Annotated in this window: 12 protein-coding genes and 1 other RNA gene; 12 read left to right on the forward strand and 1 reads right to left on the reverse strand. The window is 67.2% G+C overall.

Features of this window, described 5'->3' with window-relative positions; genetic code table 11:
• The first annotated feature begins 1 nt into the window (after position 1).
• The 10 genes from BRO63_RS23865 to BRO63_RS23910 all read left to right on the forward strand — a co-directional run bounded on the left by BRO63_RS23865 (position 2) and on the right by BRO63_RS23910 (position 11,657).
• The gene (locus BRO63_RS23865; RefSeq protein ID WP_088142216.1) at positions 2-3,451 is read left to right on the forward strand and encodes a UvrD-helicase domain-containing protein; all 3,450 of its coding nucleotides are present in this window, start codon (positions 2-4) and stop codon (positions 3,449-3,451) included.
• A gap of 212 nt (positions 3,452-3,663) precedes the next feature.
• Positions 3,664-3,761: signal recognition particle sRNA small type (gene ffs / locus BRO63_RS23870), an RNA gene on the forward strand.
• Positions 3,762-3,975: 214 nt separating this feature from the next.
• Positions 3,976-6,138, forward strand: coding sequence for a DNA polymerase III subunit gamma/tau (locus BRO63_RS23875; protein WP_088142181.1), 2,163 nt, complete (start codon positions 3,976-3,978; stop codon positions 6,136-6,138).
• A 45-nt stretch (positions 6,139-6,183) separates the two neighbouring features.
• Positions 6,184-6,510 (forward strand): YbaB/EbfC family nucleoid-associated protein, encoded by a 327-nt coding sequence (locus BRO63_RS23880; RefSeq protein WP_013395612.1) that lies wholly within the window; start codon positions 6,184-6,186, stop codon positions 6,508-6,510.
• A gap of 19 nt (positions 6,511-6,529) precedes the next feature.
• Positions 6,530-7,138, forward strand: coding sequence for a recombination mediator RecR (gene recR / locus BRO63_RS23885; RefSeq protein WP_088142182.1), 609 nt, complete (start codon positions 6,530-6,532; stop codon positions 7,136-7,138).
• Positions 7,139-7,205: 67 nt separating this feature from the next.
• A complete protein-coding gene (locus BRO63_RS23890) occupies positions 7,206-8,465 on the forward strand; it encodes a CaiB/BaiF CoA transferase family protein (RefSeq protein ID WP_088142183.1) in 1,260 nt (419 codons plus the stop codon).
• Positions 8,466-8,476: 11 nt separating this feature from the next.
• Complete coding sequence (locus BRO63_RS23895) at positions 8,477-9,517, forward strand: ABC transporter substrate-binding protein (protein ID WP_088142184.1); 1,041 nt, start codon at positions 8,477-8,479, stop codon at positions 9,515-9,517.
• The gene (locus BRO63_RS23900; RefSeq protein WP_088142185.1) at positions 9,510-10,319 is read left to right on the forward strand and encodes an ABC transporter ATP-binding protein; all 810 of its coding nucleotides are present in this window, start codon (positions 9,510-9,512) and stop codon (positions 10,317-10,319) included. Before BRO63_RS23895 ends, BRO63_RS23900 begins: the two co-directional genes overlap by 8 nt.
• A 3-nt stretch (positions 10,320-10,322) precedes the next feature.
• On the forward strand, positions 10,323-11,117 hold the full coding sequence (locus BRO63_RS23905) for an ABC transporter permease (RefSeq protein WP_088142186.1): 795 nt from the start codon (positions 10,323-10,325) through the stop codon (positions 11,115-11,117).
• 12 nt (positions 11,118-11,129) lie between these two features.
• Entirely contained in the window at positions 11,130-11,657 is a 528-nt protein-coding gene (locus tag BRO63_RS23910; RefSeq protein ID WP_088142187.1) for a carboxymuconolactone decarboxylase family protein, read from the forward strand.
• A 62-nt stretch (positions 11,658-11,719) separates the two neighbouring features.
• On the opposite strand, the gene tal is transcribed toward BRO63_RS23910, so the two are convergent.
• Positions 11,720-12,673: a transaldolase gene (gene tal, locus BRO63_RS23915; protein WP_088142188.1), complete on the reverse strand. Its 954-nt coding sequence runs from the start codon at positions 12,671-12,673 to the stop codon at positions 11,720-11,722.
• A gap of 219 nt (positions 12,674-12,892) precedes the next feature.
• Between tal and carA the strand changes: the two genes are divergently transcribed.
• Both carA and carB read left to right on the forward strand, forming a co-directional pair.
• Complete coding sequence (carA, locus tag BRO63_RS23920; protein WP_179215203.1) at positions 12,893-14,047, forward strand: glutamine-hydrolyzing carbamoyl-phosphate synthase small subunit; 1,155 nt, start codon at positions 12,893-12,895, stop codon at positions 14,045-14,047.
• A gap of 10 nt (positions 14,048-14,057) precedes the next feature.
• Entirely contained in the window at positions 14,058-17,297 is a 3,240-nt protein-coding gene (gene carB / locus BRO63_RS23925) for a carbamoyl-phosphate synthase large subunit (protein ID WP_088142189.1), read from the forward strand.
• Positions 17,298-17,306: the final 9 nt, after the last annotated feature.

The following is a 17,306-nucleotide window of genomic DNA, read 5'->3' on the forward strand; positions in this document are numbered from 1 at the left end:
CATGGCTGAACAAGAACGCTTGCCGCACGACCACGTTGCGCGCGCCGACGCGCTGGACCCGGCACGTTCGTTCCTGGTGCAGGCGCCGGCCGGCTCCGGCAAGACCGAGCTGCTGACGGACCGCATCCTGGCGCTGCTGGCCACGGTGAACCGTCCGGAAGAAATCGTCGCCATCACCTTCACGCGCAAGGCCGCGTCCGAAATGCATGCGCGCGTGCTGAGCAAGCTGCGCCGCGGACTGGACGCGCCGCCTGAAGCCATGCACGAGCGCCGCAGCTGGGAACTCGCGCGCGCCGCGCTGGCGCGCAACGACGAACAGGGCTGGCATCTGCTGGACCATCCCGCGCGGCTGGCCATCCGCACCATCGACTCGTTCTGCGCGGGCCTGGTGCGCAGCATGCCCTGGCTGTCCGAGTTGGGCGGCATGCCCGAGATCACGGACGATGCGCGCGCCCAGTACGAGGCCGCCGCGCGTGCCACCCTGGATCTTGCCGACGACTACGAGGCCGTGCGCATCCTGCTCAAGCACCTGGACGTGGATGTGCAGGCGGCCAAGGAGGCCATCGCCGACATGCTGGGGCAGCGCGACCAGTGGCTGCCGCTGCTGCGCCACGGCTCGGACCGCGAGGGCATGGAAGCCATGCTGGCCGAGGCCATCGGCGAGGACCTGGACGCGCTCAGCGAGGCCATGCCCTATGGCTGGGCCGAAGCGCTATGCGGTCCGGCGCGGCTGGCTGCCGCCAATCTGCAAGATGGAGAGGCGGAAAACAAGTTGCTGGCCTTGCTGGACTGGACGGAAGAACCGCCGCCCGACGCCGACGCGCTGGAGCTCTGGCAAGCCGTGGCGCACCTGCTGTTGACGGGCACCGGCACCTTGCGCAAGACCGTCAACAAGAACCAGGGCTTTCCCGCCAAATGCGCGCACAAGGAACCGTTCGTGGCGTGGCTGGAAGCCGCCGACCCGGATGCCGTCTGGGTGCGCCGCCTGCATGCGGTGCGCGACGTGCCCGCGCCGCATTTCACCGATGCGCAATGGGAAGTGCTGGGCGCGCAGCTGATGACGCTGGCGTTGGCGGTGGCGCAGTTGCGGCTGCGCTTTGCCGACACGGGCGAGGTGGATTTCATCGAAATCGCGCAGCGCGCCGCGGCCGCGCTGGGCAGCGCCGACGACCCGGGCGAACTGCTGCTGAAGCTGGACGCCTCGATCCGCCATCTTCTCATCGATGAGTTCCAGGACACCAGCCAGACCCAGCTCGACCTGCTGCGCACGCTGACCTCGGGCTGGCAGCAGGGCGACGGCCGCAGCCTGTTCCTGGTGGGCGACCCGATGCAGTCCATCTACCGATTCCGCAAGGCCGAAGTGGGCTTGTTCCTGGAAGTGGCCGACATCGGCGTGGGCGAGCTGCAGCCGGACTTCCTCAACCTTACCGACAATTTCCGCTCGCAGGCCGGCATCGTCGAATGGGTCAACCAGTCGTTCGCGCAACTGCTGCCCCGGCGCAGCGACGCGGCGGCGGGAGCCATCGCCTACAGCCCGTCCACCGCTTTCCACGAAGCATTGCCGGAACCCGCGGTGCGTTTCCATCCGGCGTGGTCGCGCGAAGGCGCGGCCCCCGCGGAAACGCAGGCCGAGGACATCGCGGTGGCCTTGGTGCGCCAGGCGCTGATCGACCATAAGGGCGCCAAGCATCCCGTTGCCGTGCTGGTGCGGGCGCGCAGCCACCTGGGCAATCTGACCCGCCGGCTGGCGCAGGAAGGCATACGCTGCCGGGCGGTGGACCTGGTGCCGCTGGCCCTGCGGCCGGTGGTGGCGGATCTGGTGCAGCTGGTGCGGGCCTTGTCGCATCCCGGCGACCGCTTGGCCTGGCTGTCGGTGCTGCGCGCGCCGTATTGCGGCCTGACGCTGACGTCCCTGCAGCGCTTGTTCGGCGACGATCACATCACGCCGGTGCCGGTGCTGCTGGAGCGCGCGTTGCGCATCGCGCCGCAGACCGCGCCTGCGGCCGCCGCCAGCGCGCCTCAGGGGTCATTGTTCGACGCGGCGCCCGCTGCGCCGGACACGCCATCGGCGCAAAGCGTGCTCGGCGCCGACGAGTTCGAGCGCTTGCGCCAGGTGGCGGGCATCCTGCTCGACAAGCGCAACGCCTCGGGCGCCATGCCTTTCGCGGCTTGGGTGGAGTCGCTGTGGCGCCGCCTGGGCGGCCCTGCGCTGTACGCTGGCCTGTCTGTCGCCAACGACGCGGAAAGCCTGTTCCAACTGGTCGAACGCCTGGCGCCGCACGGCGCTATCGACGTCGCCGCGCTGGATGCCGGCATTGCGCGCTTGTTCGCCGCGCCGGACGCGGCGGACGAAGACACGGGCGCGGTCGAAATCATGACCATGCACAAGTCCAAGGGCCTACAGTTCGAAACCGTCATCCTGTACGGCCTGCACCGCGCGCCGCGCGGCGACCAGGCGCCGCTGGTGCGCTTCGAGCAGAGCGGCGGCCGCGTGCTGTTCGGCCCGGTCAAGCCGCGCGCCGAAACCGAGGCCGATCCCCTGTCTCGCTACCTGGGCGCACGCGAGGCGCGCCGCGCCTCCTACGAAATCGACCGCCTGTTGTACGTGGCGGCGACGCGGGCGCGCAAGCGCCTGCATCTGGTGGGCCACGTGTCGGTGGATGAGGCCAGCGGCCAGGTCAAGACGCCGTCCTCCGCCAGCCTGCTGGGACGCTTGTGGCCATGCCTGGCCATACCGGCCCCGCCGTCGCTTGACGGCGAAACCATGGCGCAGGAAGCCGACGGCCCCGAGTGGCAGGGCGAACCCTTGCGGCGCGTGGACCGCGCCGGCCTGGCGCAATTGGCGGGCATGGCCGACGTGGCGGTCAGCCCCGGCTTTGGCGCCACGGCGCGCGGCTCCTGGGGCGATGGCGGCGAGCATCCCGCCTGGCAGCTGGAAGCCGGCTACGACGCCGCCATTGGCACCTTGTCGCATGCCTGGCTCGCGCGCATCGGCCAGGACGGCGTGCACGCCTGGTCCGCCGACGCGCTGGCCCAACGCCAGCCCGCCATGCGCCGCCAGCTGACGCGCGCAGGCATTCCCGCCAGCCAGGCCGACGCCGCCTCCGAAGCCGTGCTCGAAACCCTGCAAGCCACCCTGGCCGACGAACGCGGCCTATGGCTGCTGTCCCAATCCGGCGCCCGCCGCGAATGGCCCCTGATAGACGCCGCCGGCAAGGTATCCGTGATCGACCTGGCCCTCAGCACCGAAGACGGCTGGCTCATCGTGGACTACAAGACCGGCCGCCCGCACCCTGGCGAAACTCCCACCGCCTTCGCCACCCGCATGCGCCAACGCCACGGCGATCAACTGCTGCGCTACTGCGCCCAAGTCACGGCCCTGGACGGCCGCACTGCACGCGCCGCCCTGTACTTCCCAAGAGCACGTGCCTGGATCGACCTGAAAGAATAAAGAGGGAAAGGGAATAGAGAGGCAAAGCGAAGAGAGAGGCAAAGCGAAGAGAGAGGCAAAGCGAAGCGAGCCGAAAGGACCAGCGAAGCGAAGTCCCAACCCCCTCCCCCTCGGGGGGAGGGCTGGGGAGGGGGCCCACATACAGCCCCCCGGGGCCCGCCAACCAAGATTCGAGCAAGCAAGCGAAGCGCAGCTCTGCTAGAATCTTGGTTGGCGGGCCCCTCCGCATGGTTCGGCGGTGAACCTGGTCAGGTCGGGAACGAAGCAGCCATAGTCGTTTAGGGTCAGTGCCGGAGTAAGGCTCGCCAACCGGATTCTTCAAGGCAACGCGTCATGACTATCCATGATGTCGTCGCTTTCAAGGGGGACGGGGTTATTTTCCAAGGATACGTTCCACGGGAATAAACCCGTCCCCTTTGCGTTTCAGGCCGCGCGGGGCATGGCTGTCATGCTTCTGCGCCGAACCCCGGAAGCTGGACCGGCCATTTCGGGCCAGCTTGCGAAACAGGCTCTACAATCCACCCATGACTTATCTGGTACTGGCCCGCAAGTGGCGGCCGAGATCGTTCGATACCCTCGTGGGACAGGATCACGTGGTGCGCGCGCTGACGCATGCGCTCGACACCCAACGCTTGCATCACGCCTGGCTGTTCACGGGAACCCGCGGGGTGGGCAAGACCACGCTCTCGCGCATCCTGGCCAAGTCGCTCAACTGCGAAACAGGCATCACTTCCAAGCCTTGCGGCGTCTGTCGCGCCTGCACGGAGATCGATGCCGGACGTTTCGTCGACTATCTCGAACTGGACGCGGCCTCGAACCGCGGCGTCGAGGAAATGACGCAGCTGCTGGAACAGGCGGTATATGCGCCGGGCGCGGGGCGTTTCAAGGTCTACATGATCGACGAAGTCCACATGCTGACCGGGCACGCGTTCAACGCCATGCTCAAGACGCTGGAAGAGCCGCCGCCGCACGTCAAATTCATCCTTGCGACCACCGACCCGCAGAAGATTCCGGTGACGGTGCTGTCGCGCTGCCTGCAGTTCAACCTGAAGCAGATGCCGGCCGACTCCATCGTCGGCCATCTGCAGGCCGTGCTCGGACAGGAAGACGTGGGTTTCGAGGTGCCGGCCCTGCGGCTGATCGGGCAGGCGGCTTCGGGCTCCATGCGCGACGCCCTGTCGCTGACCGACCAGGCCATCGCCTACAGCGCCGGCAACCTGACCGAGGACGCCGTGCGCGGCATGCTCGGCACCATCGATCAGCGGCATCTGGTGCGCCTGCTGGATGCCTTGTCTACCGGCGACGCCAAGGGCGTGCTGGCGGTGGCGGACGAACTGGCCATCCGCGGCCTGTCGTATGCCGGCGCGCTGGCCGACCTGGCCGTGCTGCTGTCGCGCGTGGCCATCGAGCAGCGCGTGCGCGGCGTGACGCCGGCCGAGGATCCCCTGGCCGGCGACATCGCCCGGCTGGCGCAGGTCCTGCATCCCGACGCGGTGCAGCTTTTCTATTCGGTGGCGGTGCATAGCCGCAGCGAACTGACCCTGGCGCCCGACGAGTACGCGGGCTTCATCATGGCCTGCCTGCGCATGCTGGCGCTCAATGGCGACGCCGGTCCGCAGACCGCGCTGGAAGCGCCTGCCGCGCCGGCCCGCCAGACGGCCGATGCAGCCGTGGCCGCCGCGCCTGTTGCCGCATCCGCGCCCCCGGTGGCGCAAGCCGAGCCCGCAACCGCACCGGTCCAGCCCGCTGCTGCGCCGGTTGCAGCGCCCGCGCCGGCTCCCGCGGTCCCGGCGCCGCCTGCGGCTGCGCAAGAGGCCGCAATGGCCGAATCAGCCGCTGCCGCACCTGCCGCTCCGGCGCCCGAATCTGTGCCCGCTGCCGCGGAACCCGAGCCCGCCGCCGTGGCGCAAGCCGATCAAGACGCCCAGGCCGGCAGCGTGCCGCCCTGGGAGGAACTGCCGGCCAATGCGCCGACAGCATCCGAATCCGACGCCGGCAAGACCGCGGGTTCGGCCGCGCTGGCGGTCACGCCGGCCACCGCCGCGGCCATCGCGCCGGCGCCCCAGGCCGACGACGGCGAAGGCCCGCCCTCCTGGGTCGACGAAGAAATCCCGTTCGAAGCCGAAGGCGGTTTCGCGCCGGACAACGGCTTTACGTCGGACCCCGACGACGATGATTTTGAAACCCTGGCCAGCGCGCCCTCGGCCATGCCGCCCGCCGCCGCGCCAGCCAGGCGCGAAGGTCCGGCGCCCGCGCGCAAACGGCAGTCGTCACGCGCCCGCCTGACGGACATGACTTCGGAAACCTGGCCCGAGCTGGCCGCGCGCCTGCCGGTCACCGGCCTGGCGGCGGAGCTGGCGCGCCAGAGCGCATGGGCCGGCGTGCAGGGCGATGCCGTCATCCTGCGCGTGGCTGTCAAGACATTGGCCGAAAGCGAAAGCCGCGTCCGTCTGCAGACGGTGCTGTGCGAACATTTCGGGCAGGGCATCCGGCTGGACGTCGAGGTCGGCGTGACGGGCGAGGCGACGGCGCATGCCGTGGCCCAGGCCGAACGCGCCGCCCGCCAGCAGGCCGCGGAAGACGCGGTCGCAGTCGATCCTTTTGTACAGGCGCTCGTCGCCGATTTCGGCGGCCAAGTCGTGCCCGGCTCGATCCGCCACGTTGATTCCCCCGCCGCCGCTGCCTGACGCGGCGGCTATCTCTCATTCCCCTCGTTCAAGGAAGCATCGATCATGATGAAAGGACAACTGGCCGGCCTGATGCGCCAGGCGCAGCAAATGCAGGAAAACATGAAGAAGGCGCAGGACGCGCTGGCCGATATCCAGGTCGAAGGCGCCTCCGGCGGCGGCCTGGTCAAGGTCACCATGACCTGCCGCCACGACGTCAAGCGGGTCGCCATCGACCCGTCGCTGCTGGGCGACGACAAGGACATGCTGGAAGACCTGGTCGCCGCCGCGTTCAACGACGCGCTGCGCAAGGCCGAAGCCACCTCGCAGGAAAAGATGGCCTCGGTTACCGCCGGCATGCCGCTGCCCCCGGGCATGAAGCTGCCGTTCTGAACGCAGCCCCAAGGCCGCAATGGACCCGCTACTGCCTGAACCCGAGCCGCTCGTCTCGCTGATCGAGGCGCTGCGGCGCCTGCCCGGCGTGGGCGTGCGCTCCGCTCGGCGCATGGCCTATCACCTGCTGCAGCATGATCCGCAAGGCGCGGACATGCTGGGGCGGGCGCTGGCAGGCGCGGTGCATGACCTGAAGCATTGCGCCCGCTGCAACAGCTTCTCGGAAGAAGACGTCTGCGGCACCTGCGTCAATCCCAAGCGCGATCCCTCGCTGCTGTGCATCGTCGAGACGCCGGCCGACCAGAACATGATCGAGTCCAGCCACGGCTATCGCGGCCTGTACTACGTGCTGATGGGCCGGGTCGCGCCGCTCGAAGGGATCGGTCCGCGCGAGCTGGATTTCGAGCGGGTGATCAAGCGCGCGACCGACGGCGTGGTGCAGGAAGTCATCTTGGCCACCAACTTCACCGCCGAAGGCGAAACCACCGCCCACTTCCTGGGCGAAGCGCTGGGCGAACGCGGGCTGCGGGTCACGCGGCTGGCGCGTGGCGTGCCTGCCGGCAGCGAGTTGGAATACGTCGACGCCGGGACCATCGCCTGGGCCCTGATGGAGCGCAAGACCACCTGATTCCGCAGTACCAGAACGCCTTGCCGGCAATGTATCGGCAACGGCAAAACAGTGAGGTAGACAAACCATGTCAGCGCTGACCGGACTGAAGGTCCTGGAACTCGGCACGCTCATTGCCGGCCCGTTCGCCGCGCGCATCTTCGGCGAATTCGGCGCCGACGTCATCAAGGTGGAGACGCCCCACGGGCCTGACGGCACGGGCGGCGGCGACCCCATCCGCAGCTGGCGCCATCTGCACGAGGGCAACTCCCTTTGGTGGACGGTGCAGGCCCGCAACAAGCAATCCATCGCACTCAACTTGAAAGACCCGCGCGCGCGCGAAATCGCCCGCAGGCTGGCGCTGGACGCCGACGTGGTGGTCGAGAACTACCGCCCGGGCGTGCTCGAGAAGTGGGGCCTGGGCTACGAACAGCTGCGCGCGATCAACCCCGCGCTCATCATGGTGCGGCTGTCCGGCTATGGGCAGACCGGTCCCATGAAGGACCAGCCCGGCTTCGGCGCCATCGGCGAATCCATGGGCGGGCTGCGCTACGTGTCGGGCCATCCGGACCGGCCGCCCCTGCGCGTGGGCATCTCCATCGGCGATTCCATCGCCGCCTTGCACGGCGTGATCGGCGCGATGATGGCGCTGCGCCACCGCGACGCCACCGGCGGGCGCTGGAACGGCAGGCAGGGCGCGGATTGCCAGGCGGGGCAGGGCCAGATGGTGGACGTGGCACTGTACGAGGCCGTGTTCAACATGATGGAAAGCCTGGTGCCCGAATACGACGTGGCCGGCGTGGTGCGCGAGCGCACCGGCGGCGCGTTGCCCGGCATCGTTCCCTCGAATACCTACACCACCCGCGATGGCCAGAATATCGTCATCGCCGGCAACGGCGACGCGATCTTCCACCGGCTGATGCGCGCCATCGGCCGCGACGACCTGGCCGCGGATCCGGGACTGGTGCGCAACGACGGCCGCGCCAAGCGCGTCGACGAGATCGACGGCGCCATCCAGCAGTGGTGCGGCGCGCGCGGCATCGAAGAGGCGCTGGGCGTCCTCAAGGGCGCCGACGTGCCGGTGGGCAAGATCTACAGCGTGGCCGACATGTTCAGCGATCCGCAGTTCCTGGCGCGCCGCATGATAGAGCAGCATCGCTTCCCCGACGGCACGCCGGTCAAGCTGCCGGCCGTGGTGCCCAAGCTGTCCGAGACGCCCGGCGAGACGCGCTGGGTGGGTCCGGTATTAGGGGAACATACCGAGGAAGTCCTGAAATCGCTGGGGTATGATTCAGCGGCTATAGAAGAGCTGGCAAAGACCGGCGCTATCGGTCTGCCCGACAACTAGGAGACAAGCACATGTCAGTCACTCGCCGTGATCTGCTCAAGATGGCCGGCGCCGCCGGCGTCATGGGCATGGCGCCCGCCATCGTGCGCGCGCAGAAGCTGGAGAAGACCAAGGTCCAGATCGCAGTCGGCGGCAAGCCGCTGATCTACTATCTCCCCCTGTCCATCGCGGAAGCCCGCGGCTACTTCAAGGACGAAGGGCTGGACGTCAGCATCGCGGACTTCGCGGGTGGCTCCAAGGCCTTGCAGGCCGTGGTGGGCGGCAGCGCCGACATCGTGTCGGGCGCGTTCGAGCACACCTTGTCCATGCAGTCCAAGGGCCAGGCCTATCGCGCCTTCGTGCTGCAGGGCCGCGCACCGATGATAGGCGTGGGCGTGTCCAAGAAAAACCTGCCCAACTACAAGGGCCCCGCCGACCTGAAGGGCAAGAAGATCGGCGTGACCGCGCCGGGCTCGTCCACCAACATGGTGGTCAGCTTCTTCCTCGCCAAGCATGGCCTGAAGGCGTCGGACGTCTCCATCATTGGCGTGGGCGCCGGCGCCGGCGCGGTGACCGCGCTGCGCAGCGGCCAGATCGACGCCATCTCCAATACCGACCCCGTGGTGTCGATGCTGGAAATGCCGGGCGACATCCAGATCATCGTCGACACGCGCACGCTCAAGGACACCAAGGACATCTTCGGCGGCAACATGCCGGCGGGCTGCCTGTATACGCCGCAAGCCTTCATCGACGCCAATCCCAACACCACCCAGGCCCTGGCCAATGCCCTGGTGCGCGCCGACAAGTGGATCCAGAAGGCCGGCGCCGACGAAATCGCCAAGGTCGTGCCGGAAACCTATCTGCTGGGCGATCCGGCCGTGTACAAGGCCGCCATCGCCAAGAGCCTGGAAGGCTTGTCGCCGGACGGCATGATTCCCGAGGATGGCGCGGCCACCGCGCTCAAGGCGCTGGCCGCCTACCAGGCGGATTTCGACGGTTCCAAGATCGATCCGTCCAAGGTCTGGACCAACGACTACGCGCGCCGCGCCAACGAGAAGTACCCCAATGGCTGAAGCCGCGCTGTCGCTGGAAAACATCAGCTGCACCTTTGTCTCCCGCGACGACCGGTCGCAGCGCTACACCGCTGTCAGCGACACGACCCTGGCCATCGAGCCAGGCGAGTTCGTGTCGGTGGTGGGCCCGACCGGCTGCGGCAAGTCCACTTTGCTCAACGTCGGCGCCGGCTTGCTGGCGCCGTCCTCGGGGCAGGTGAAGGTGTTCGGGCAGCCGCTGTCCGGCATCAATGAGCGCGCCGGCTACATGTTCCAGGGCGAGGCCTTGCTGCCCTGGCGCAGTGCGCTGGACAACGTGGTGGCGGGCCTGGACTTTGCCGGCGTGCCGCGCCAGCAGGCGTTGGAGCGCGGCCGCGAATGGATGCGCCGCGTCGGCCTGGGCGGTTTCGAAGGCCGCTATCCGCACCAGATGTCGGGCGGCATGCGCAAGCGCGCGATGCTGGCGCAGACGCTGATCCGCGATCCCGACATCATCCTGATGGACGAGCCGTTCTCGGCTCTGGACATCCAGACCCGCCAGCTCATGGAGAACGAGGTCCTGGACCTCTGGATGGCCAAGCGCAAGGCCGTGCTCTTCATCACGCACGACCTGGACGAGGCCATCGCCATGAGCGACCGCGTGGTGGTGCTGTCGGCAGGGCCGGGCACGCACCCCATCGGCGAATTCGCCATCGACCTGCCGCGCCCGCGCGACGTGGCCGAAGTGCGCACGCATCCGCGCTTCGTCGAGTTGCACGCCGCCATCTGGGGAGTGTTGCGCGAAGAAGTCTTGAAGGGCTATGCCCAACAGAAGCGAGCCTAGGCCATGCCCAAACTGATCAAACCCGGTTCGGCCAGCCTGCGCTTCTGGCAGTTGCTGTTGCTCGTCATCATTCTTCTCGTTTGGCATTTCGCCTCGCGCGATCCCAAGGTGGCCTTCTTCTTCGGCGAACCGTTGAAGGTGTGGGGCCGCATCTGGGCCTGGTTCGTGACCAACGCCGACATCTACACCCATCTGGGCGTGACGCTGACCGAGACCGTGCTGGCCTTTTTCATCGGCACCATCGCCGGCCTGGCCTTCGGCTTGTGGCTGGGCCTGTCGCCCGGCGCCAGCGCGATCCTCGATCCCTACATCAAGGCCGCCAACTCGATGCCGCGCGTCATTCTGGCTCCCATCTTCGGCATGTGGTTCGGCCTGGGCATCTGGTCCAAGGTGGCGCTGGCCGTGACGCTGGTGTTCTTCATCGTGTTCTTCAACGTCTACCAGGGCGTGCGCGAAGTCAGCCCGACCTTGCTGGACAACGCCAGGATGCTGGGCGCGCGCAGGCGCCAGCTGTTGCGGCACGTGTACCTGCCTTCCGCCACCAGCTGGGTGTTTTCCAGCCTGCATACCTCGGTGGGCCTGGCCTTCGTGGGCGCGGTGGTGGGTGAATACCTGGGCTCGGCCAGCGGCGTGGGCTACCTGATCCTGCAGGCCGAAGGCACCTTCGATGTGAACACCGTGTTCGCGGGCATCATCGTGCTCACGGCGTTTGCGCTGGTGCTGGACGCCGTCGTCGGCATGGGCGAAAAGCGGCTGATGAAATGGCAGCCCAGGTCCGGCGAAACCGAAAAGATCTGACCGGAGTTTTCCATGGCCCGCCTATCCTACGCCGACCTGACCCATCCCGAAGCCAAGCCCCTGGTGGACCGCATCGTCGCCGAGCGCGGCAGCGTCCTGCACCTGTACCAGATGCTGCTGCACAGTCCCGCCGTGGCAGGCGGCTGGCTCAATTACCTGACCTCGATCCGCCAGCTCAGCACCTTGCCCGGCGACCTGCGCGAACTGGTCATCATGCGCGTGGCGGCCATCAACGGCGCGCCCTACGAGGCCGACCAGCATGCGCCCATCGCGCTCAAGGAAGGCGTGTCGCAGGCGCAGCTGGACGCGCTGAATGATTGGGAAAGTTCGGACCTGTTCGACGAACGCGAAAGGGCGGTGCTGGCGTATACCGACGCCATGACGCGCAATGTGCAGGTGCCTGAACCCGTGTTCCAGGCGGCCCGCGCGGCCATGGGCTCGGAAAAACTCATCGTGGAGCTGACCGCGACGGTGGCGGCCTACAACATGGTGTCGCGCTTCCTGGAAGCGCTGCAGGTGCACTCGCACGATCACCGCTGATGGGCGCGCGCGGCCACTGGGGCCGCGCGCATGCTTGCCGATATGGCGGCGGAAAGTCCCGCTCAGGCGCGCTGCGCCTCGATCAACGCATCCAGCTTGACCGCGTCCGCCACGAACAGGCGGATGCCCTCCGACAGCTTTTCGCTGGCCATCGCATCTTCGTTGAGCAGGGTACGGAACGTGACTTCGTCCGCGCCGATGCGGGCGATGTGGTCGGGGATGCCGTCCGCGCGCAATTGCGCGGGCGCGTCGCCCTCGGTGCCGGCCAGCTTGGTCAGCAGTTCCGGGCTGATGGTCAGCAGGTCGCAGCCCGACAGCGCCAGGATCTGGCCCACGTTGCGGAAGCTCGCGCCCATGATCTCGGTGGAGATGCCGAAATGCTTGTAGTACTGGTAGACCCGGGTGACCGACAGCACGCCCGGATCGCGCGCGCCGGCGTTGTCGGTTTCGACCCAGTTGGCGCCGGCGGACTTCTTGTGCCAGTCGTAGATGCGGCCGACGAAGGGCGAGATCAGCTGCACGTGGGCGTCGGCGCAAGCCACCGCCTGCGGCAGCGAGAACAGCAGGGTCAGGTTGCAGCGCACGCCTTCCGATTGCAGCGCGCGGGCGGCCTGGATGCCTTCCCAGGTCGAGGCGATCTTGATCAGCACGCGCTCGCGCGGCACGCCGGCGGCTTCGTACAGGGCGATCAGGCTGCGGGCGCGTTCGATGGTGGCGCGGGTGTCGAAGGACAGGCGGGCATCGACCTCGGTCGACACGCGGCCCGGGACGATGTCCAGGATGGCGCGGCCGAAGGCGACCAGCAGGCGGTCCATGAGTTCGGCGGTGGGCGCGCCGCGGTGTTCGCGCGCGGTCTTTTCCAGCAGGGGGCGGTAGGCGTCCTGCTGGACCGCCTTGAGAATTAGGGACGGATTGGTGGTGGCGTCGGTGGGACGCAGCGCCTTCATGGCTTCGAAATCCCCCGTGTCGGCGACGACGGTGGTGTGGTTGCGCAGGGCGTCAAGTTGGCTGGACATGGACGGTACGGCTCGCAGCGGGCTAGGGTTGAAGGTGTCCTAGCGTATCACTGAGGCCGCCAGGCCGCTGTCGGGCGGATGAGGGAGGGGGGCGGCGGGACGCGGAAAAACGGGCCAAAACCCCGTTTCCGGCCTTATTTGGCGCGGTTCGCCGGGAAAATCGGCCGCTCAAGGTATAATCCGAAGGTTTGATTATCGATTCTAAAACCGGGGTTTACTGTGCTGCCGCAACTCTTTCCCGAGGGGATCAACCGCTTCCCTCCTGCAATTCTGGCTCTGGCGGACGGTACCATTTTTCGAGGCGTGTCGATCGGTGCGCCTGGGCATACCGTTGCCGAAGTGGTGTTCAACACCGCGATGACCGGGTACCAGGAAATTCTCACCGATCCCAGCTATAGCGGCCAGATCGTCACGCTGACCTATCCGCACATCGGCAATACCGGCGTCAACGCCGAGGACGTGGAAGCCAAGCGCGTCTTTGCCGCCGGCCTGGTGGTCCGCGACTGTCCCGCCCGCGTGTCGAACTTCCGTTCCACGCAATCGTTGCCTGAGTACCTCTCCGAGCAAGGCGTCGTCGCCATTTCCGGCATCGACACCCGCAAGCTCACCCGCATCCTCCGTGAAAAGGGCGCCCAGGGCGCCTGCATCTTCGTCGGCGCCGACGCCGAGCGCGCCGTCGAACTGGCCCGCGGTTTTGCCGGCATGGCCGGCCAGGACCTGGCCAAGGTGGTGTCGATCAAGGACAGCGCCGAATGGACCGAAGGCACCTGGCAATTGGGCAAGGGCTTCTCCAAGCCCGACCAGTCCAAGTTCCACGTCGTGGCCTACGACTTCGGCATCAAGACCAACATCCTGCGCCTGCTGGCTGATCGCGGCTGCCGCCTGACGGTGGTGCCGGCCCAGACCAGCGCCGAGGAAGTCTTCAAGCTCAACCCCGACGGCGTGTTCCTGTCCAACGGCCCTGGCGACCCCGAGCCCTGCGACTACGCCATCGAGGCCACCCGCGCCTTCCTGGACAAGAAGCTGCCGGTGTTCGGCATCTGCCTGGGCCACCAGATCATGGGCCTGGCGGTGGGCGGCAAGACGCTCAAGATGAAGACCGGCCACCACGGCGCCAACCACCCCGTGCAGGACCTCCAGTCCAAGCGCGTGTTCATCACCAGCCAGAACCATGGCTTCGCGGTTGACGCGGCCAGCCTGCCGGCCACCGCGCGCGTGACGCACGTCTCGCTGTTCGACGGCACGCTGCAGGGCTTCGAGCTCACCGACCGCCCGGCCTTCTGCTTCCAGGGTCACCCCGAAGCCAGCCCGGGTCCGCACGACATCCTTGAACTGTTCGACAAGTTCATCGCCCTGATGTCCGGCCAAAAGTAAAGATTGCATCATGCCCAAGCGTACAGACCTAAAAAGCATACTCATCATCGGCGCCGGCCCCATCATCATCGGGCAGGCCTGCGAATTCGACTATTCCGGCGCACAGGCGTGCAAGGCGCTCAAGGCCGAGGGCTACCGCACCATCCTGGTGAACAGCAACCCGGCCACGATCATGACGGACCCGGAAACGGCCGACGTCACCTACATCGAGCCCATCACCTGGCAAGCCGTCGAAAAGATCATCGAGCGTGAAAAGCCCGATGCGCTGCTGCCCACGATGGGCGGCCAGACCGCGCTGAACTGCGCGCTGGACTTGGCCCACCACGGCGTGCTGAAGAAGCACAACGTCGAACTGATCGGCGCCAACGAGCACGCCATCGAAAAGGCCGAGGACCGCCAGAAGTTCAAGCAGGCCATGACCGACATCGGCCTGGAATCGGCCAAGTCGGGCGTCGCCCACAGCATGGACGAAGCCTGGGAAGTGCAGCGCCGCATCGCGGCCGAAGTCGGCACCTCCGGCTTCCCGGCCGTGATCCGCCCCAGCTTCACCATGGGCGGTTCGGGCGGCGGCATCGCCTACAACGCCGAAGAATTCGAAACCATCTGCCGCCGCGGCCTGGAAGCTTCGCCCACCAGCGAACTGCTGATCGAAGAGTCGCTGCTGGGCTGGAAGGAATTCGAGATGGAAGTGGTCCGCGACAAGGCGGACAACTGCATCATCGTCTGCTCCATCGAAAACCTGGACCCGATGGGCGTGCACACGGGCGACTCCATCACCGTGGCGCCGGCCCAGACGCTGACCGACAAGGAATACCAGATCATGCGTAATGCATCGATCGCGGTATTGCGCGAGATCGGCGTGGATACGGGCGGCTCGAACGTGCAGTTCGCGGTCAACCCCCGCGACGGCCGCATGATCGTCATCGAGATGAACCCGCGCGTGTCGCGTTCGTCGGCGTTGGCGTCCAAGGCCACCGGCTTCCCCATCGCCAAGGTCGCCGCGCGCCTGGCCGTGGGCTACACGCTGGACGAGCTCAAGAACGAAATCACCGGCGGCGCCACGCCCGCCTCGTTCGAACCCTCGATCGACTACGTCGTCACCAAGGTGCCGCGTTTCGCCTTCGAGAAATTCCCCACCGCCGACGCGCGCCTGACCACCCAGATGAAGTCCGTGGGTGAAGTCATGGCCATCGGCCGCACCTTCCAGGAATCGTTCCAGAAGGCGTTGCGCGGCCTGGAAGTGGGTGTGGACGGCTTGAACCAGAAGACCACCGACCGCGAGAAGCTGCAGGTCGAACTCGGCGAACCCGGTCCGGAACGCATCTGGTACGTGGGCGACGCCTTCGCGCAAGGCTTCACGCTGGACGAAGTGCACAACATCACGCACATCGACCCGTGGTTCCTGTCGCAGATCAAGGAAATCGTCGACATCGAACTGGCGCTGGAACAGAAGACGCTGGCCGACCTGGATTACGCCACGCTGTGGGAACTCAAGCGCCGCGGTTTCTCCGACCGCCGCCTGGCCTTCCTGCTGGATTCCTCGGAATCCGAGGTGCGCAAGCTGCGCCACCAGCTGAACGTGCGTCCGGTCTACAAGCGCGTCGACACCTGCGCCGCCGAATTCGCCACCCGCACGGCCTACATGTACTCGACCTACGAGGAAGAGTGCGAAGCCGCGCCCACCGACCGCAAGAAGATCGTGGTGCTGGGCGGCGGTCCGAACCGCATCGGCCAGGGCATTGAATTCGATTATTGCTGCGTGCACGCCGCGCTGGCGCTGCGCGACGACGGGTACGAGACCATCATGGTCAACTGCAACCCGGAAACCGTGTCCACCGACTACGACACCTCGGACCGCCTGTACTTCGAGCCGCTGACGCTCGAAGACGTGCTCGAGATCGTCCACAAGGAAAACCCGGTCGGCATGATCGTCCAGTACGGCGGCCAGACCCCGTTGAAGCTGGCGCGCGCCCTGGAAGCCAACGGCGTGCCCATCATCGGCACCAGCCCCGAATCCATCGACGTGGCCGAAGACCGCGAGCGCTTCCAGAAGCTGCTCAACAAGCTCGGCCTGCGCCAGCCGCCCAACCGCACCGCGCGCACCGAAGGCGAGGCCCTGGCCCACGCCGCCGAAATCGGCTACCCCCTGGTCGTGCGCCCCAGCTACGTGCTGGGCGGCCGCGCCATGGAAATCGTGCACGAGCAGCAGGACCTCGAGCGCTATATGCGCGAGGCCGTGAAGGTCAGCAATGACTCGCCCGTGCTGCTGGACCGCTTCCTGAACAACGCCACCGAAGTGGACGTGGACTGCCTGGCCGACGGCGAAACCGTCTTCATCGGCGGCGTCATGGAACACATCGAGCAGGCCGGCGTGCACTCGGGCGACTCGGCTTGCAGCCTGCCCCCGTACTCGCTGTCGGCGGAAGTCATCGCCGAGATCAAGCGCCAGACCACGATGATGGCCAAGGCGCTGAACGTCAGCGGCCTGATGAACGTGCAGTTCGCAATCCAGGGCGGCGACGTCTACGTGCTGGAAGTGAACCCGCGCGCTTCGCGCACGGTGCCCTACGTTTCCAAGGCCACCGGCCTGCAACTGGCCAAGATCGCCGCGCGCGCCATGGCTGGCCAGACCCTGGCCGCGCAAGGCATCACCAAGGAAGTCGTGCCGCCTTACTTCTCGGTCAAGGAAGCCGTGTTCCCGTTCGTGAAGTTCCCGGGCGTGGACACCATCCTGGGTCCGGAAATGAAGTCGACCGGCGAAGTGATGGGCGTGGGCACGAGCTTCGGCGAAGCCTTCGTCAAGTCGCAACTGGCCGCGGGTGTGCGCCTGCCGGAATCCGGCACGGTATTCATCAGCGTCAAGAACCAGGACAAGCCCCTGGCGGTGGAAGTGGCGCGCGGCCTGCACGCGCTCGGCTTCAAGCTGGTCGCCACGCGCGGCACGGCTGCCGAGATCGAAGCCGCCGGCATTCCGGTGCAGCTGGTGAACAAGGTCACCGAAGGCCGTCCGCACATCGTCGACATGGTGAAGAACGGCGAGATCTCGCTGGTCATCAACACCGTCGAAGAGCGCCGCAACGCCATCGCTGACTCGCGCACCATCCGCACCCAGGCGCTGGCCGCCCGCGTGACCTTCTTCACGACCATTGCCGGCGCCCGCGCCGCGGTCGAAGGCATGCAATACCTGCGCCAAGGCCTGGGCCTGCAGGTCTATCCGCTGCAGGAGCTGCACGCTTCCTTGCAAGGCTAAGCCGGCAAG

It is taken from the genome of Achromobacter xylosoxidans, from assembly GCF_002192695.1.
In the GTDB taxonomy this organism is placed as follows: domain Bacteria; phylum Pseudomonadota; class Gammaproteobacteria; order Burkholderiales; family Burkholderiaceae_B; genus Achromobacter; species Achromobacter xylosoxidans_C.